The sequence below is a fragment of the Novosphingobium sp. JCM 18896 genome, assembly GCF_025938095.1.
In the GTDB taxonomy this organism is placed as follows: Bacteria; Pseudomonadota; Alphaproteobacteria; order Sphingomonadales; family Sphingomonadaceae; genus Novosphingobium.
Genome location: NZ_JAPCZF010000002.1, coordinates 831,843 through 847,701 on the forward strand (window position 1 = coordinate 831,843; position 15,859 = coordinate 847,701).

16 protein-coding genes and 1 tRNA gene are annotated in these 15,859 nt (G+C 67.8%); 11 read left to right on the forward strand and 6 right to left on the reverse strand.

The features are described from left to right. The first annotated feature begins 32 nt into the window (after nucleotides 1-32). The 5 genes from purH to OLX23_RS09965 all read left to right on the forward strand — a co-directional run bounded on the left by purH (nucleotide 33) and on the right by OLX23_RS09965 (nucleotide 4,269). Nucleotides 33-1,625 carry a bifunctional phosphoribosylaminoimidazolecarboxamide formyltransferase/IMP cyclohydrolase gene (purH, locus tag OLX23_RS09945; protein ID WP_264444775.1) on the forward strand — a complete coding sequence of 531 codons (1,593 nt, stop codon included), beginning with the start codon at nucleotides 33-35 and terminating at the stop codon, nucleotides 1,623-1,625. 127 nt (nucleotides 1,626-1,752) lie between these two features. Next, nucleotides 1,753-1,902: a hypothetical protein gene (locus OLX23_RS09950; RefSeq protein WP_264444776.1), complete on the forward strand. Its 150-nt coding sequence runs from the start codon at nucleotides 1,753-1,755 to the stop codon at nucleotides 1,900-1,902. Between the two features lie 11 nt (nucleotides 1,903-1,913). Then, nucleotides 1,914-2,606 (forward strand): peptide-methionine (S)-S-oxide reductase MsrA, encoded by a 693-nt coding sequence (gene msrA, locus OLX23_RS09955; RefSeq protein WP_264444777.1) that lies wholly within the window; start codon nucleotides 1,914-1,916, stop codon nucleotides 2,604-2,606. A gap of 20 nt (nucleotides 2,607-2,626) precedes the next feature. After that, nucleotides 2,627-3,088 carry a Fur family transcriptional regulator gene (locus OLX23_RS09960; protein ID WP_264444778.1) on the forward strand — a complete coding sequence of 154 codons (462 nt, stop codon included), beginning with the start codon at nucleotides 2,627-2,629 and terminating at the stop codon, nucleotides 3,086-3,088. Between the two features lie 2 nt (nucleotides 3,089-3,090). Further along, nucleotides 3,091-4,269, forward strand: a complete 1,179-nt coding sequence (locus tag OLX23_RS09965; protein ID WP_264444779.1) for a carboxylate--amine ligase — start codon at nucleotides 3,091-3,093, stop codon at nucleotides 4,267-4,269. Here OLX23_RS09965 and OLX23_RS09970 read toward each other — a convergent pair. Genes OLX23_RS09970 through OLX23_RS09980 form a run of 3 tightly spaced genes read right to left on the reverse strand, consistent with a single transcriptional unit; the run spans nucleotide 4,241 to nucleotide 6,638 of the window. Then, nucleotides 4,241-4,801, reverse strand: a complete 561-nt coding sequence (locus OLX23_RS09970; RefSeq protein ID WP_264444780.1) for a phosphotyrosine protein phosphatase — start codon at nucleotides 4,799-4,801, stop codon at nucleotides 4,241-4,243. The two genes, OLX23_RS09965 and OLX23_RS09970, sit on opposite strands and share 29 nt — an antisense overlap. Then, a complete protein-coding gene (locus OLX23_RS09975) occupies nucleotides 4,801-5,775 on the reverse strand; it encodes a polysaccharide deacetylase family protein (RefSeq protein WP_264444781.1) in 975 nt (324 codons plus the stop codon). The genes OLX23_RS09970 and OLX23_RS09975 overlap by 1 nt, the downstream gene beginning before the upstream one ends. 5 nt (nucleotides 5,776-5,780) lie before the next feature. Then, nucleotides 5,781-6,638, reverse strand: coding sequence for a bifunctional arginine demethylase and lysyl-hydroxylase (locus tag OLX23_RS09980; RefSeq protein ID WP_264444783.1), 858 nt, complete (start codon nucleotides 6,636-6,638; stop codon nucleotides 5,781-5,783). Nucleotides 6,639-6,759: 121 nt separating this feature from the next. Between OLX23_RS09980 and OLX23_RS09985 the strand changes: the two genes are divergently transcribed. Beyond that, on the forward strand, nucleotides 6,760-7,236 hold the full coding sequence (locus OLX23_RS09985; RefSeq protein WP_264444784.1) for a PilZ domain-containing protein: 477 nt from the start codon (nucleotides 6,760-6,762) through the stop codon (nucleotides 7,234-7,236). A gap of 2 nt (nucleotides 7,237-7,238) precedes the next feature. Here OLX23_RS09985 and OLX23_RS09990 read toward each other — a convergent pair whose 3' ends face one another. Together OLX23_RS09990 and OLX23_RS09995 are read right to left on the reverse strand one after the other, a co-directional pair. Then, the gene (locus tag OLX23_RS09990; RefSeq protein ID WP_264444786.1) at nucleotides 7,239-7,694 is read right to left on the reverse strand and encodes a thioesterase domain-containing protein; all 456 of its coding nucleotides are present in this window, start codon (nucleotides 7,692-7,694) and stop codon (nucleotides 7,239-7,241) included. Then, nucleotides 7,694-8,077 carry a VOC family protein gene (locus OLX23_RS09995; protein WP_264444788.1) on the reverse strand — a complete coding sequence of 128 codons (384 nt, stop codon included), beginning with the start codon at nucleotides 8,075-8,077 and terminating at the stop codon, nucleotides 7,694-7,696. The genes OLX23_RS09990 and OLX23_RS09995 overlap by 1 nt, the downstream gene beginning before the upstream one ends. A 97-nt stretch (nucleotides 8,078-8,174) precedes the next feature. On the opposite strand from OLX23_RS09995, the gene dxs reads away from it, so the two are divergent. Together dxs and rnk are read left to right on the forward strand one after the other, a co-directional pair. Continuing rightward, nucleotides 8,175-10,097: a 1-deoxy-D-xylulose-5-phosphate synthase gene (gene dxs / locus OLX23_RS10000; protein WP_264444789.1), complete on the forward strand. Its 1,923-nt coding sequence runs from the start codon at nucleotides 8,175-8,177 to the stop codon at nucleotides 10,095-10,097. Between the two features lie 214 nt (nucleotides 10,098-10,311). Next, nucleotides 10,312-10,719, forward strand: a complete 408-nt coding sequence (rnk, locus tag OLX23_RS10005; protein WP_264444790.1) for a nucleoside diphosphate kinase regulator — start codon at nucleotides 10,312-10,314, stop codon at nucleotides 10,717-10,719. A 57-nt stretch (nucleotides 10,720-10,776) separates the two neighbouring features. On the opposite strand, the gene OLX23_RS10010 is transcribed toward rnk, so the two are convergent. Next, nucleotides 10,777-12,423, reverse strand: coding sequence for a peptide MFS transporter (locus tag OLX23_RS10010; protein ID WP_264444792.1), 1,647 nt, complete (start codon nucleotides 12,421-12,423; stop codon nucleotides 10,777-10,779). Between the two features lie 303 nt (nucleotides 12,424-12,726). Here OLX23_RS10010 and OLX23_RS10015 point away from each other — a divergent pair, with 303 nt between their 5' ends. From OLX23_RS10015 to OLX23_RS10025, 3 genes are all read left to right on the forward strand, one after another. Next, entirely contained in the window at nucleotides 12,727-13,008 is a 282-nt protein-coding gene (locus OLX23_RS10015; RefSeq protein WP_264444794.1) for an integration host factor subunit beta, read from the forward strand. Nucleotides 13,009-13,069: 61 nt separating this feature from the next. Then, nucleotides 13,070-13,154: transfer RNA gene (locus OLX23_RS10020), tRNA-Leu, on the forward strand. A 97-nt stretch (nucleotides 13,155-13,251) separates the two neighbouring features. Beyond that, complete coding sequence (locus tag OLX23_RS10025) at nucleotides 13,252-15,759, forward strand: TonB-dependent receptor (RefSeq protein WP_264444796.1); 2,508 nt, start codon at nucleotides 13,252-13,254, stop codon at nucleotides 15,757-15,759. The last annotated feature ends 100 nt before the right edge of the window (nucleotides 15,760-15,859 follow it).

Below are 15,859 nucleotides of genomic sequence, written 5' to 3' on the forward strand. Positions count from 1 at the left end.
GACTCCTCCGCCAGCAACGAGAGCCCCACCCCATGACCGATGTGACCGTCCGCCGCGCGCTGCTTTCCGTTTCCGACAAGACGGGGCTCGCCGACCTCGGCAAGGCGCTCAGCCAGCGCGGGATCGAGCTGGTGTCGACCGGCGGCACGGCCAAGGCGCTGCGTGACGCCGGGCTGACCGTCAAGGACGTATCCGAGCTGACCGGCTTCCCCGAAATGATGGACGGCCGCGTCAAGACACTGCACCCCAAGGTCCACGGCGGGCTCCTGGCCGTGCGCGACGATGCCGAGCACGCCAAGGCGATGGCCGAGCACGAGATCGGCGCGATCGACCTCGTCGTGGTCAACCTCTACCCGTTCCGCGAAACCGTGGCCAAGGGCGGCACGCGCGACGAGGTGATCGAGAACATCGACATCGGCGGCCCCTCGATGGTGCGTTCGGCGGCGAAGAACCACGCCTATGTCACGATCCTGACCGACCCCGCCGACTATGCGACCCTGCTGGGCGAGCTCGAAGCGACGAACGGCGCGACGCGCATCGACTTCCGCAAGGCGATGGCGGCCAAGGCCTTCGCCGCGACCGCGAGCTACGACGCGGCGATCGCCGGCTGGTTCGCGCAGGTCGACCAGCAGCAGCACTTCCCGCCGACCCGCGCGGTCGCGAGCAAGCTCGCCACGACCTTGCGCTATGGCGAGAACCCGCATCAGACCGCGGCGCTCTACCTGCCGACCTTCTCGTCGCTCGGCACGGGTATCCCCCAGGCCGAGCAGATCCAGGGCAAGGAGCTGTCGTACAACAATTACAACGACGCCAACGCCGCGCTCGAGCTCGCGGGCGAATTCGCCGGCCAGCAGCCGACCGTCGTCATCGTCAAGCACGCCAACCCTTGCGGCGTCGCCACGGCGCCGACCCTGCTCGAAGCCTGGGAAGCTGCGCTGGCCTGCGATTCGGTCTCGGCCTTCGGCGGCATCGTCGCGACCAACGTCCCGCTCGATGGGCCCACGGCCGAAGCGATCTGCAAGATCTTCACCGAGGTCGTCGTCGCGCCAGGCGCCGACGCGGCGGCGCGTGAGGCCTTCACCAAGAAGAAGAACCTGCGCCTGCTGATCAGCCAGGGCCTGCCCGATCCGTCGCGCAAGGGCTTCAACCAGATCGTCATCGCCGGCGGCCTGCTGGTCCAGGACCGCGACATCGGCTCGATCACGCAGGACGATCTCAAGATCGTCACCAAGCGCCAGCCGACCGACCAGGAAGTGCGCGACTGCCTGTTCGCCTGGACCGTGGCCAAGCACGTCAAGTCGAACGCGATCGTCTATGCCAAGGACGGCGTCACCGCGGGCATCGGCGCGGGCCAGATGAACCGTCGCGACAGCTCGCGCATCGCCGCGATGAAGGCCAAGGAAGCCGCCGAGACCTATGGCTGGGCGCAGCCGCGCACGGTCGGTTCGGCGGTTGCCTCGGACGCCTTCTTCCCCTTCGCCGACGGGCTGTTGGCGGCGGCCGAGGCGGGTGCCACGGCGATCATCCAGCCGGGCGGTTCGATCCGCGACGACGAAGTCATTGCTGCGGCGGACGAAGCAAATCTTGCGATGGTCTTCACTGGAATGCGCCATTTCCGTCACTAAATAGACGGTCCGATCCCGCGGCCTGCGCAATTCGTCGCAAGGGCCGCGGGAATGTGGCTTTGTTCACTTCGTTGCAAGAGCAGCGGTGGCATGGAGCCTTCCACACGACGAATCACGAGCTGCTGCCATGTCCATCTTCAACGCCGAGTTCTATCGCTACCTCGCCCTGGGCTTCGGCGCCGGCGCGATGCTGGTGCTCGCGACGATCGGCATCGGCGGCACCCAGGAACAGCCGGGCGGCATGGTCACGTCCGCCGTCGCGGCATCGGCCCAGTAAAGGCCGCGCCGGTGAAGCCCTCCGCTTCGCTAGGCCGGGTTCTCCTCATCCCCATCCTCGCGGTCGCCGCGGCCTGCCAGCAGGCGAGCCCGGCCTCGGCCGAAACCACGGTCGTCGCCCCGCTCGCCGAGCGCCAGGCCAACGAGCCGGGCGGCGCCAAGACCGCGATCTTCGCGGGCGGTTGCTTCTGGGGCGTCGAAGGCGTGTTCAGCCACGTCCGCGGCGTTACCAGCGTGGTCTCGGGCTATCACGGCGGCGAGGCGAACACCGCGCGCTATGAGCGGATCCACGGCGGCGACAGCGGCCACGCCGAATCGGTGCGCGTGACCTACGATCCCGCGCGCGTGCGCTACGACCAGCTGCTGCGCGTGTTCTTCTCGGTCGTCACCGATCCCACCCAGCTCGATCGCCAGGGCCCCGACGTCGGCCGCGAGTACCGCAACGCGCTGGTGCCGCTGAGCGCCGAGCAACGCGCGGTGGCCGAAGCCTATATCGCCCAGCTGCGCGCCGCGAAGGTCTGGCGCGCGCCGATCGTCACGCGGATCGAGGCCTATCGCCGGTTCTACCCGGCCGAGGCCTATCACCAGGACTTCATGGCTGCGAACCCCGACCACCCCTATATCCGGCGCTGGGACGCGCCCAAGGTGGCGGCGCTGCGCCAGCTGTTTCCCGGATACTACAAGGCCGGCTTCACCAGCCGCTGATTGCTGCCTATATCGGGTCCATGTCCGGGCAACATCACCACCACGAGCACAGCGGCGAGAACCTGATCGACGCGGCGCGCCACGCGCTCGTCGAATCGGGCGAGCAATGGACCGACATGCGCGCCGACGTGTTCACCGCGCTGGCCGAGCGCGATCGGCCGGCTTCGGCCTACGACATCGCCGAGGCCGTCTCCAAGCTGCGCGACAAGCGCGTCGCGGCCAACAGCGTCTATCGTATCCTCGATCTGTTCGTGCGCAGCAATCTCGCGCGGCGGGTCGAGAGCGCTAACGCCTATGTCGCCAACACCCATCCGGGCTGCCGCCACGACTGCATCTTCCTGATCTGCGATTCGTGCGGCCAGGTCGTCCACATCGACGATGACAAGCTGACCGGCGCGCTGATCGGCGCGGCCAAGGCGGCGGGCTTCGCCGACGTGCGCCCCGTGGTCGAGCTGCGCGGCATGTGCGAGGCCTGCTCCTAGGCATGATCGCCGTCCTGGGAGCGGACAGCCCGATCGGGCTCACGGTGATCCGCGAGCTCGGCGAACGCGGCCTGTCGGTGCTCGCGCAGGGCAAGACCGGGCACGCGCTGGGCCGTTATTCCCGGCATGTAAAGCACTTCCTGGCGACCTCGGCGCCGATCGCCGCGTGGTTGCCGCAGCTCGTCGCCGAGCACGGCGTCACCGCGGTGCTCGCCTATTCCGAGCATCACCTGCTCCAGCTCGCAGCGCTCAAGGACGATCTCGGCGCTTGCCCGGTGCTCGCGCCCGATGCCGACAAGCTCGCCCTGGTGCTCGACAAGCAGCAGACCTTCGATGCCGCGGCGCGTGTCGGCATCAGCGTGCCGGCGAGCTGGTCGCCCAGCCTGGGCGAGGATTTCGCCGCCAGGGCCGCGGCGCTGGCCTATCCGGTGGCGATCAAGTGGCCCGATCCAAACGGGGTCGTCGCGGCGCTCGCCGCGCAGGGGATCGATCTCGAGAAGGTCGAATATGCGAAGTCGGCCGCGGAGCTGCTCGCGATCCTCGCGCGCTATGACAAGGTCGGGCTCTGGCCGCTCGTCCAGACGTGGTGTCCGGGCCAGGGGCTCGGCCAGATGCTGCACATGCACGCGGGCCGCGCGACCCTGCGCTTCCAGCACCGCCGCCTGCGCGAATGGCCGCCCTCGGGCGGGGTCTCGAGCTTCTGCGAATCGGTGCCGCTCGACCGCCACGCCGCGCAGATGGCGCTGTCCGAAGCGCTGCTGCGCGAGATCGGCTGGCAGGGGCCGGCGATGGTTGAATATCGTCACGATCCCGCGACCGGGACCTACTGGCTGATGGAGATCAACGGCCGCTTCTGGGGCTCGATCCCGCTCGCCTATCACGCCGGCGCGCATTTTGCCTGGGAGACCTATCGCTGCCGGATGCTCGGCGAGCGCGACGTTACCGCGCCAAGGCTGAAGTCACGCCGCGCGCGCTATGTCATCCCCGACAGCAAGCACATCGTCGCGATCCTGCGCGATTCCAGCCTGCCGCTGGGCCGGCGTCTGCGCGCGGCGGTGGCCTTCGTCACCGATTTCGCCGATCCGCGCGTGCGCTACTACGTCTGGTCGTGGCGCGATCCCAAGCCGTTCTTCGGCGACATGATGGGGATCGTCAGGCGCGCCTTGCGGCGGGGAAGCTGACGCAGAGCCGCTCGACCGCGTGCTCGACGCGCGTCAGGCAGACGCGCGTATAGCCGTCGCCGAGCTTGTAGGGATCGTGCAGATGCGGCAGCGGCAGGCCGGCGTAGCTCCCCAGCAGGCCGCGCGGCAGCTGGGCGATCGCCGGGATCGCCGCCATCTTGCGCAAGTGGCGCACTTCCATCGCCAGCAGATAGTCGCCGGGCAGGGCTTCGAAGTCCTCGACCCGCGTCGTGCGGTGCGCTGAGAGGTCGAGCCCGCGCTCGGCCGCGATCGCGGCGATCGGCGGGTGCGCGGGGCTGCCGGTGCTGGTCGAGAGACCGAACGAGGCCGTGGCATAGCCCGCGCGCTGGGCCAGGGCTTCGGCATAGGCGCTGCGGCAGATGTTGCCGTGGCAGACGAAGACCAGCCGGCGCACTTCGTCGCGCTGCGGGCGGCGGATCGGCGCCAGGCCGCTCGCGACCTCGGCATAGGACAGGCCGAGGCGTACGGCGCCGCGCGGGGTTCCGAAGCGGTCGTCGATCCACTGTCGCATCAGGCGGCTCCGTAGAGCACGTTGGCCGCGGCCTGCTCGACCAGGCGCAGGCCGGTGCGCCAGGCGCTGTGCGGCAGAACGCCTTGTGCCGCCGCGGTGCGGGGCAGGGCGGGCGGCGCGTCGGCGTAGGTCGCGGTGGTGACGCCGGGCATTCGTGCGAGGCCGGCGCAGACCTGTTCGAAGCGGCGCTTGACGATCTGATTGGTGCGCAGCCGGTCGCGGCTGGCGAGCTCGAAGCTGTGCGAGACGAGGGTGAAGCTCTCGCCGCCGACGGCCTGCGTGTGGCGCAGCGCGGCGAGGATCTCACCGGCCGAGAGCGCGGTGAGCTGGCCGTGGCGCAGCCCGCCGCCGCGCGTGGCGATCGCGCCGATCGGCACCTCGATCACGCCGCAGCGCTCGACCGGCAGGCGATCGTCGGGGCCGAGGCCGATCGCGCAGTCCGATCCGGCGATGCCCGGGCAATGGCTGGTGTCGTAGGCCAGGCCGACCGCGGCGAGCGCGCGCAGGGTGTCGTCGTTGGCGCCGTAATTGCCCGCGCGGAAGGCGATCGGTGCGGGCGCTCCGGCTGCGACCAAGGTGTCGCGCGCATAGTCGAGCAGGCGGCATTGCTCGTCGAAGGTGAAGTCCTTGATGTGCGTACCCACACGCGTGCCCAGCGGATTGGCGTTGCCTGCGAAGGCCAGCCACTCGCTGTGCAGGTGGAGCTGGACGTCGTGCCCGCGCGCGACGATCGGGCCGACGACGTCGGCGATCGCTTCGACGCCCCAGACCAGCGCCGGCATCGGATCGACGAAGAACACCGCCTTGAGACCGTGCCGGTCGAACCGGTCGAGCTGGTAACCGACGCCGACCGGACCCGACGGCGTCTCGCAGCCGATGGCGCGCGCGAAGTTCTCGGCGCGGCAGTCGGTGCCCTGGCGTACGACCATGCCCGCCGAATATTCGGTATCGATCGTGATGTAGACCCGAGTCACCGGTGTCAGCGGCCCAGGCCGCCGCGCAGCTTGCGGATCGCGCGGTGGCCCAGCGACTTGGCGAGGTTGCGATGCGGGTAGGGCGCGGGGCTCGCAGGGTTCAGGCCCAGCCCGCGCAGCATGTGGTTGAACGCGCGCGCATCGGCCTCGGCAAAACTCCATTCGGAGCGCCAGGTGACCGATAGCGAGATCGAGACTTCGGGACCGTTCTGCACCCAGTGCGGCGCCTTGACCGGCACGTAGAGCGCCTGGCCCGGCCGGATCGTCATCGCCTGGCCGGCCGCGCCGAATTCCTCCTGCCAGGGCAGGTTGCGGTGATGCTGGCCGAGGTGGAACGCCTCGTGGATGCGCGGATCGGCCAGCCGGTCGTCGTGCGCGGGGAACACGGTCATCGTCTTCGAGCCGCGCAGCTGCAGCAGCACGTTGTGTTCGGGATCGAAATGGAACGGCGTGATCGAGCCCGGCGAGGAAATGAACACGAAACCTTCGAGCTCGAGCATCGGCCCGGTTCGCGGCAGGATCACGCCCTCGAGCTGCGCGAGCACGCTGGCGAGCAGCTCGGCATAGCGCGGGTCCTGCTCGATCCGCTTGAGCACGGCCCAGGACTTGCTCTCGTCGATCGTGCGGATCGTCTCGACGATGCCGAGCTGGCTCGCGGGAATGTCCTGCGGGTCGATGCCGATCGGCATGGCGCCCAGGTTGTGCTCGACGCTGTCTGCGGGAAGCGCGCCGGCGAGTTCGGCCAGGCGGTCGAGTTCGAGCAGCGGATGCCCGACCAGGCCATGACCGATCCGGCACGGCGTGTTCGGATAGGCTTGCTCGAGCGTGGCGAAGGCTTCTGCGGTGAACAGGTCGCTGGTCATGGCCCACGTAATAGCGGGCGGGGGTTAACCGCGGGTTGGTCTGCTTAACGAGGTCGAAAGCCTTGGGCGCTAGAACCCGTCGCTCGAAAACCGTGCAGAGCGCGCAGGAGACGATCGCCGCATGAACATGCTTACACCCTTGGGATCAGATGCCGTCGAGCGGCGCCATCGCCGTGACCGCCGCCAGGCCGAGCGGCTCGACGCGCGCGGCGCCGCGATCTCGGTCGCAGGTGCCGATGGCGCCGGCGCCGCCCTGTGCGGCGACATTTCGGGCCATGGCGTGCGCCTGTCGCTCGACCGGCCGATGGCCGTGGGCGAAAGCGTCACGCTGCGCTTCGGCACCGATCTCGATCTCGTCGGTCACGTCGCCTGGGTAAAGGGCGCCGAATGCGGCATCGCTTTCGCACGGCCGGTCGACGGGCCGGTCGGCCTGCCCGCGGTGCGCAGCGACCGGCGGCGGGCCCAGCTCGTCGGTCTGCGGCAGAATCGCCGCTTCCGCGAAGGCCTGAACGTCACCGTGGTCCTGCCCGACAGCGAGCACAAGGCGGTCCTGCGCTGGACCGAGGACGATTTCGTCGAGCTCTCGATCCTGCCCTGATCTCAGGCCGCGTCGCTTTCGAGGAAGGCGACGAAGCGACCGGTCAGCCGGCCGACGGTCTCGCCGCGATGGACCAGCGCCGATCGCACCTCGATTCGCGCGCGTTTCTTGCGCGTGAGCATGCGGATGAAGCCGGGCCAGGCCTCGGGATCGGCCAGGCTCGAGACCGCGGTGAATTCGCCGGCGATCGGGCGGTCGTAGTCCATGCTGTTGGACTGGATGACGATCTCGCCGCGCAGGCCTGCGGCGGTCAGGCGCAGGTGCACCAGCGACCAGGCGGCGAGGATGCCGAGCGCCGAGACCGAGCCGCCGAAGGCCGTGTGCTTGTGGTTGATGTTGGGGGCGAGCGGCGCGGCCAGCACCACCGAATCGGGCGTGGCCGATCGCACCGCAACCTGCATCGCCGCCGACAGCGGGATCTGGCGGTGCAGGTACTCTTCGAGATCGCCGAGTTCCATCAGGCGAACTGCGTCAGGCTCAGCACGTTGCCGTCGGGATCGGTGAACCAGGCGACCTGCGCGCCGCCGCCGGGCGGGCTCCAGATCGCATCCTCGTCCTGACCGAAGCCTTCGTAGACGCGGAAGGTGACGCCCTTGGCCTTGAGCTCGGCCGCCGCGGCGCGGATGTCGGTCACGCCCCAGCCGAGCACCGTATGGTTCGCGCCCTGATGCCCGGGCAGGTCGGTGAGTCGGATCGTCGCGCCCTGGCCCAGGTCGAAGGTCACCGCGAAATCGTCTTCGGAGAGAATCGGCAGCCCCAGCGCGCCCGCGTAGAACGGCTTGGCCTTGGCCCGATCGGCGGTCAGGATGAAGGCGATCGGCCTCGCAGACAGCAACGACATTGGCATTCCCCCCTCGTTCTGCGCCTTTGCAGGCCTCTGGTAATAATGCGTAAGGCCTCAATCGACACCAGATAATCGAGGGTGTAAGGGCCATGCAATGACCGCCGATCCGGCCACGCCGCTGCTCGACACGATCGATACCCCAGACGACCTGCGCAAGCTCGCGCCCGAGCACTTGCGCCAGCTCGCCGATGAGCTCCGCCTGGAGACGATTTCCGCCGTCGGACAGACCGGCGGGCATCTCGGCTCGGGGCTCGGCGTGGTCGAGCTGACCGTCGCGATCCATTACGTGTTCAACACCCCGGCCGACCGGCTGATCTGGGACGTCGGCCACCAGGCCTATCCGCACAAGATCATCACCGGCCGCCGCGACCGCATCCGCACCCTGCGCCAGGGTGGCGGGCTCTCGGGCTTCACCAAGCGCTCCGAGAGCGAATACGATCCCTTCGGTGCGGCGCACAGCTCGACCTCGATCTCGGCCGCGCTGGGCTTTGCCGTCGCCAACAAGCTCGCGGGCACACCGGGCCGCGGCATCGCCGTGATCGGCGACGGCGCGATGAGCGCGGGCATGGCCTACGAGGCGATGAACAACGCCAAGCAGGCGGGCAACCGCCTGGTGGTGATCCTCAACGACAACGACATGTCGATCGCGCCGCCGGTCGGCGGGCTATCGGCCTATCTCGCCAAGCTCGTCTCCTCGCGCCAGTTCCTCGGCATCCGCGACCTCGCGCGGCGCATCTCGCGCAAGCTGCCCGAGCCGTTGCACCGCGCTGCCAAGAAGACCGACGAATTCGCCCGCGGCATGGCCATGGGCGGCACCTTCTTCGAGGAGCTGGGCTTCTACTACGTCGGCCCGATCGACGGCCACAACCTCGACCAGCTGATCCCCGTGCTCGAGAACGTGCGCGACGCCGCGGAGGGCCCGTGCCTGATCCACGTCGTCACCACCAAGGGCAAGGGCTATGCCCCGGCCGAGGCGAGCGCCGACAAGTATCACGGCGTGCAGAAGTTCAACGTCGTCACCGGCGAGCAGGCCAAGGGTGCCGCCGGTCCGCCGAGCTATACCAACGTCTTCGCCCAGGCGCTGATCGCCGAGGCCACGCGCGACCAGACGGTCTGCGCGATCACCGCGGCGATGCCCTCGGGCACCGGGCTCGACAAGTTCGAGCAGACCTTCCCCGATCGCGCCTTCGACGTCGGCATCGCCGAGCAGCACGCGGTGACCTTCGCCGCGGGCCTCGCCGCGCAGGGCATGCGTCCGTTCTGCGCGATCTATTCGACCTTCCTCCAGCGCGCCTACGACCAGGTGGTCCACGACGTCGCGATCCAGAACCTGCCCGTGCGCTTCGCGATCGACCGCGCCGGCCTGGTCGGTGCCGACGGCGCGACCCATGCGGGTTCGTTCGACGTGACCTATCTGGCGAGCCTGCCCAACATGGTGGTCATGGCCGCGGCCGACGAGGCCGAGCTCGTGCACATGACGCACACTGCCGCTTGCCATGACAGCGGCCCGATCGCCTTCCGCTATCCGCGCGGCAACGGCACGGGCGTACCGCTGCCCGAGAAGCCCGAACGGCTCGCGATCGGCAAGGGCCGCGTGGTCCGGCAGGGCAGCAAGATCGCGCTGCTCTCGCTCGGCACGCGCCTCGCCGAAGCGCTCAAGGCGGCCGACCAGCTCGAGGCCAAGGGCCTGTCGACCACCGTCGCCGACCTCCGCTTCGTCAAGCCGCTCGACGACGAGCTGATCCGCAAGCTGATCGCCACGCACGAGGTCGTGATCACGATCGAGGAAGGCTCGATCGGCGGCCTCGGCGCGCACGTCCTGACCATGGCCAGCGACGAGGGGCTGACCGATGCGGGCCTCAAGATCCGCACGATGCGTCTGCCCGACGTGTTCCAGGATCACGACGCGCCCGACAAGCAGTACGACACCGCCGGCCTCAACGCGCCGCAGATCGTCGATACGGTGCTCAAGGCGCTGCGCCACAACAGCGCCGGGGTCAGCGAAGCGCGGGCCTGAGCCGGCGAGCCGCCGTCGGCTCGTTTGACTCCGCGCCCGTCGCATCGCATCATCACGTCATGCCGAACCCGGTCGTTTCCAGCCGTTTCCGCCTCCACGGGGGTCAGCTTCTCGCGGGCATCTAGCCCCGGGTTCCGGAGCCGCGCGCCCCGAGCCCGGGGTGACCAGCGATCCCCGCGCGCGTGATCGCGCGCTCTCCGGAAGGTATTCAGGCATGAAGACGCAGAAGGCCGCACCGCGGCCCCCGATACATATGATCGACAGCGAGGCCGAGGCGCTCTCGAACCTCGCGCTCAGCGTGGAGGACCGGCTTCCCGACGTCAGCGCGATGCTGATCGAGGAGATCAGCCGCGCGACCCTGCACGCCCGTCAGGCGATCGCGCCCGACGTGGTGACGATGGGCGCGCGCGTCGAATTCGTCGACGAGGCCAGCGGTGCCGATCGCACCGTCGAGATCGTCTTCCCGCGCGAGGCCGACATCGCCACTGGCCGGATCTCGATCCTGACGCCGGTCGGTGCCGGGCTGATCGGGCTCGGCACGGGGCAGTCGATCGTCTGGCCCGATCGCGACGGTCACGAACGCCGCCTGACGATCGTCGCGGTCAGCCAGCCCCGGGACTAGGTCGGACGGAGGTTGTCGGGGGCGAAAGCCCCCGACCGTCTCAGGCCCCCGACCGTCTCAGGCCTTGGGCAGGCCGACCGCAGCCGCCTCACCCTCGCCACCACCGGGCACGCTCGCCTGGTCGGCCGGGGTGACGCGGTCTTCGAGCGTGTCGAGGTGCATCCAGCGCTTCACCCAGCGCGACAGGATCAATACGACCACGGCGACGCCGATCGTGATCCAGCCGATCTGCTCGTAGATGCCCAGGGTCAGTTCCTTCGACATCTCGCCGCTCTCGCCGCCGGTGGCCTCGCCGATCTTGCCCGCGACGAAGTTGCCGACCGCGGTCATGTAGAACCAGGCGCCCATGATGAAGGAGCCCAGGTGCACCGGCGCCAGCCGGGTCATCGCCGAGAGGCCGACCGGCGAGAGGCACAGCTCGCCCGTGGTCGCCAGCAGGTAGATCAGGAAGACGAAGATGACCGGGGTCATCGCCTCCAGGCCCACGGCGCGGGCGCCCCAGACGAAGACCAGGAACGAGAGTCCGACCTGGACCAGCGCCAGGCCGAACTTGGCCGGGGCCGAGGGTTCGAGTCCCTTGCGGCCGAGCCACTGCCACAGCGCGGCGAAGACCGGGCCGAAGACGACGATGTAGATCGGGTTGATCGCCTGGAACAGGCTGGTCGGCACGCCCTGGCGGTCGACGAAGCGGTCGGTGTAGAGGCTCAGCGAGCCGCCGGCCTGCTCGAACAGGCCCCAGAAGATCGGATTGAGCGCGATCAGGAACAGGATCGCGAACATGCGCTCGCGCGGTTCCTTGGGCAGCTTGAAGGCTTCGTAGAGCGTGTAGCCGAGCATGGCCACGCCGCTCACCATCAGCAGGCCCTGGATCACGCCCTGGTACTGGATCAGGAACCAGATCACCACGACCGCGCCGACGCCCACGGCGTAGAGCAGCCATTCGTGGTTGCCCAACAGCGGCCGCGGCGGCTCGCCCTGGCCTTTGAGCGCGGGCTTGCCGAGCATGAAGACGATCAGGCCCAGCACCATGCCGATGCCGGCGAGGCCGAAGCCCCACGACCAGCCGATCGTCTCGCCGAGATAACCGACGAGGATCGTGCCGAGGAAGGCGCCGACGTTCACGCCCATGTAGAAGATCGTGTAGGCCGCGTCGCGGCGGGTGTCGCGCAGGCCGTAGAGCTGGCCGACGATCACCGAGATGTTCGCCTTGAGGAAGCCCGAGCCGACGATGATCAGCGCGAGCGCTGCCCAGAACACGCTGATCGCCGGGTCGCTCTGCTTGACCAGCGGGTCGGTCGCGCCCTGGATGCCCTCATAGGCCATGAACAGATGGCCCAGCGCGAGCAGGACGCCGCCGAAGACCACGGCCTTGCGCTGGCCGAGATAGCGGTCGGCCAGATAGCCGCCGAGCACCGGGGTGATGTAGACCAGGCTGGTATAGGCGCCGTAGATCAGGTTGGCCTTGCCGTCGCCGAACAGCCAGAACTTGGTCAGATAAAGGATCAGCAACGCGCGCATACCGTAGTAGGAGAAGCGCTCCCACATCTCGGCATAGAACAGCACGAAGAGTCCGCGTGGGTGGCCGGCGAAATCGTCGCTCTTACGCGTGGCGATCAGGGCGCCGATGCCGAGGAAGACGAAAAGCGACAGCGCGCCGATCGCGGCGATCCAGTCGCCTTCGTTCCACAGGGACATCGGCTTCATCGGCGCGGGTGCTTCATGGGTGGGGAGGGTCCTTCGACAAGGCGGTAATCGCGCAGGATAGCCGCTGTTTTCGCGCTAGAAAAGCGCGCTGCGGTGAAAACGCCGTTCTCATGCTCGCGCGCGTCACCGAAATGATACGCAGCGGTAAAATTGGGCGACTTAACCCCGGCGTTCCAGCTTTCCATGTTGCGAATACGACACCAAAGTGGCATTTTGCTTCTGCACGAGAATGGCGGGGATGGCCGTCCGGGCGGGGGACCTTTTCGCGAAAGGTCCGGGTCACGGTTAAGGGGTACTCATCTTATGATCCGATCCGAGCTTCTGCAGGCCTTGGCCAAGGAGAATCCCGAACTGCGCATCGAGGACGTCGAGCGCGCGGTCGATACCTTCTTCGACGAGGTGACCGAAAGCCTGGCGCAAGGCGGCCGGGTCGAGCTGCGCGGCTTCGGCGCCTTCTCGACGCGCCAGCGCGAAGCCCGCAAGGGCCGCAACCCGCGCACCGGCGATACGGTCGACGTGCCCGAGAAGCGGGTGCCCTATTTCAAGCCGGGTAAGGAAATGCGTGCTCGCCTGAACGTCGGGTGAGCCGATAGTGGACGGTTGCTACCGGCCCACCCGTCTGCGAGAGACGGCGTTGCAGCGCCCCGCGGACGTGGCGGAATGGTAGACGCAGCGGACTTAAAATCCGCTTGGGTATCCCAGTGCGGGTTCGAGTCCCGCCGTCCGCACCAGCTCAATATCGGGTCTCGAATCCCGCGCGATTGCGCGCGCGGACCCGTGCGTGAGGAGAATTCGACATAATCGAATGACAAAGAAGGGGAGGATGCAATGAAAACACATAAGAACAGATTCGAATCACGCCGCCGGTGGATCGCCCTGATCGGCGCCACGGCCCTGACCACGCCGTTCCTCGCCAGCCCGGCCTTTGCCCAGGCTGCCGAGGAAGCCAGCGTCGACAACAACACGATCGTCGTGACCGCGCAGCGTCGCGCGGAAGCGCTCGAGGACGTGCCGATGACGGTTACCGTCGTCACGCCCGAAACGCTGAGCGCACTCGGCGTCAACAGCGTGCGCGACCTGCAGAACGTGACCTCGGGCTTCTCGCTCAACAACAGCGGCACCTATCCGCAGCCGGCGATCCGCGGCGTCACCACGACGAACTCGGGCTCGTACGAGAACAACGTCGCGCTCTGGGTCGACGGTCTCTACCAGATCACCCCGCAGATCCTGAACATGGACCTGCCCAACGTGCAGAGCGTCCAGGTGCTCAAGGGCCCGCAGGGCGCGCTCTACGGCCGCAACGCGACCGGCGGCGCGATCCTGCTCGATACGCTCGATCCGACCAGCGACATGAAGGGCAATGTCGAGGTGACCTATGGCCGCTTCGACGATCGCCGTGCGCGCGGCTACATCTCGGGGCCGCTGAGCGAGAACGTCGGCTTCAGCATCGCCGGTACCTATCGCAAGACCGACGGCTACTACAAGAAGGTCAGCCTCACCGACACGACCAAGACCGACGGCCGCACCTTCGGGCTCGAGCAGGAATCGATCCGCGCCAAGCTCAAGGGTGAGATGGGCGCGCTGACGGCGACGCTGTCTTACAACTACACGCGCGCCAACGATCCGCGCGGTGCCTTCTTCACCCCGTTCGAGAACCTGACCGCGGGCTTCACCCCGCGCAACCTGGGCGAGGTTTCCGAAGACGCCGCCGTGCTCGACTTCAAGCAGCACGAAGGCGCGCTCAAGCTCGAACTCGATACCGGCATCGGCGTCCTGCGCTCGGTCACCGGCTACCAGCACTCGACCCTGGTGACGACTTACGATTCCGACGGTCGCTACAGCGCCTTCGGTCTCACCGGCGCCGCCAACGACACGATCTCGGACTCGCTGATCTATGAGGATACCTGGCAGGAGAACGTCGACTTCACGATCAACGCCATCGAGAACCTCGATCTGATCCTCGGCGGCACCTACTTCCAGAACAAGGAGAAGTTCGGGAAGGGTCGCGAGAACGCCAACTACGTGTTCCCGAACACCGCCACCTCGGGCCCGGGGACGCCGTTCTCATCCTATCGCCTCGCCTCGACCAGCGACTATGCGCGCAAGAAGGAAGCCTTCGCGCTGTTCTTCGATGCGACCTTCCACATGAGCGACAAGCTCAGCCTCAACGTGGGCGGCCGCTACAGCAAGGAAACGCAGGACATCACCGCGGTGAAGACCTCGTACTGCGCCGTCCTGACGGGCTGCGCGGCGTTGGGCGCGACGGCGATCACCGTGCCGTTCGGCGGCACACGCGGGCAGAACTACAACGCGGCCAACGGATCGACCTATAGCAAGTTCACCCCGCGCGCCTCGCTCCGCTATGAGATCGCGCCGCGCATGAACGTCTACGCCAGCTATTCGCAGGGCTTCAAGGCGGGCGAATGGAACGGCGTCATTCCGTTCGACAATGCCGCCACCTGGAAGCAGTTCGGTCAGATCGGCCAGGAGACGATCGACGCCTTCGAAGTCGGCATCAAGGGCGCGGGCAGCAATTACAGCTTCGATCTCGCCGGCTTCTACTACAAGTACCACGATCTCCAGGTCAGCTCTGTCCAGTTCGTCAACGGCGTGACCGGCGTGCTGCTGCAGACGATCCCCGAGGCCCGGATCAAGGGCATCGAGGGCAACTTCAGCTTCAACGTGACGCCCGACTTCAAGATCAACGCCGGCGCCACCTGGCTGCACGCACGCTATGGCGACGGTGCCTACTATCGCGGGACCTCGGTCAACCCGGCGGCCACGCCGGCCTTCCCGAATTCGGCCGATCCGCTGCGCGGCATGACCAACGTGTTCATTCCGCCGGCCTGGCAGGACATCTCGGGCATGCAGATGGTGCGCGCGCCGGACTTCTCGGGCTTCGTCGGGCTCGAATACAAGGTGCCGCAGGGTGACGGCGGGCTGACCTTCGCGGCCAACCTCAAGTACACCACCAGCTACGTCGTGACCGACGCGTCGATCTGGGGTGGCGAAACCGACGCCTCCTACACCGCGCGCCTGGCCGCCGCGGGCGGGGGCGGCGTCGCCCCGAACAACCAGCAGATCTTCACGGCTGCTGGGGCTGCCGGCCAGCCCTACCTCGCGCGGGCAAACGAGCAGCGCGCGCGGCAGGGGGCCTATGCCCTCGTCAACGCATCGGTCACCTGGACCGATCCGACCGACCACTTCTACGTTCGCGTCTGGGGCAACAACCTGACGAACAAGATCTACAAGGTACACTACCGCCCGACGACGCGCACCTATGCGCCGATCGGTGAACCACTGACCTTCGGCGGTACGGTCGGCTACAAGTTCTGATCGTGCTTGCTTAGTCTTTTCGGGGCCCGGTAGCCTAGGCTGCCGGGCTCTTCTTCTTTAGCGGCGCCCGCCCGTTCGAGTCCTGAAGCGCGAATTAATA

Excerpts from the sequence above, each read along its gene's own strand:
- purH (WP_264444775.1), top strand. The coding sequence starts at position 33 with ATGACCGATGTGACCGTCCGCCGCGCGCTGCTTTCCGTTTCCGACAAG.
- OLX23_RS09950 (WP_264444776.1), top strand. The coding sequence starts at position 1,753 with ATGTCCATCTTCAACGCCGAGTTCTATCGCTACCTCGCCCTGGGCTTC.
- OLX23_RS09960 (WP_264444778.1), top strand. The coding sequence starts at position 2,627 with ATGTCCGGGCAACATCACCACCACGAGCACAGCGGCGAGAACCTGATC.
- OLX23_RS09965 (WP_264444779.1), top strand. The coding sequence starts at position 3,091 with ATGATCGCCGTCCTGGGAGCGGACAGCCCGATCGGGCTCACGGTGATC.
- OLX23_RS09970 (WP_264444780.1), bottom strand. The coding sequence starts at position 4,801 with ATGCGACAGTGGATCGACGACCGCTTCGGAACCCCGCGCGGCGCCGTA.
- OLX23_RS09980 (WP_264444783.1), bottom strand. The coding sequence starts at position 6,638 with ATGACCAGCGACCTGTTCACCGCAGAAGCCTTCGCCACGCTCGAGCAA.
- OLX23_RS09985 (WP_264444784.1), top strand. The coding sequence starts at position 6,760 with ATGAACATGCTTACACCCTTGGGATCAGATGCCGTCGAGCGGCGCCAT.
- OLX23_RS09990 (WP_264444786.1), bottom strand. The coding sequence starts at position 7,694 with ATGGAACTCGGCGATCTCGAAGAGTACCTGCACCGCCAGATCCCGCTG.
- OLX23_RS09995 (WP_264444788.1), bottom strand. The coding sequence starts at position 8,077 with ATGTCGTTGCTGTCTGCGAGGCCGATCGCCTTCATCCTGACCGCCGAT.
- dxs (WP_264444789.1), top strand. The coding sequence starts at position 8,175 with ATGACCGCCGATCCGGCCACGCCGCTGCTCGACACGATCGATACCCCA.
- rnk (WP_264444790.1), top strand. The coding sequence starts at position 10,312 with ATGAAGACGCAGAAGGCCGCACCGCGGCCCCCGATACATATGATCGAC.
- OLX23_RS10010 (WP_264444792.1), bottom strand. The coding sequence starts at position 12,423 with ATGAAGCCGATGTCCCTGTGGAACGAAGGCGACTGGATCGCCGCGATC.
- OLX23_RS10015 (WP_264444794.1), top strand. The coding sequence starts at position 12,727 with ATGATCCGATCCGAGCTTCTGCAGGCCTTGGCCAAGGAGAATCCCGAA.
- OLX23_RS10025 (WP_264444796.1), top strand. The coding sequence starts at position 13,252 with ATGAAAACACATAAGAACAGATTCGAATCACGCCGCCGGTGGATCGCC.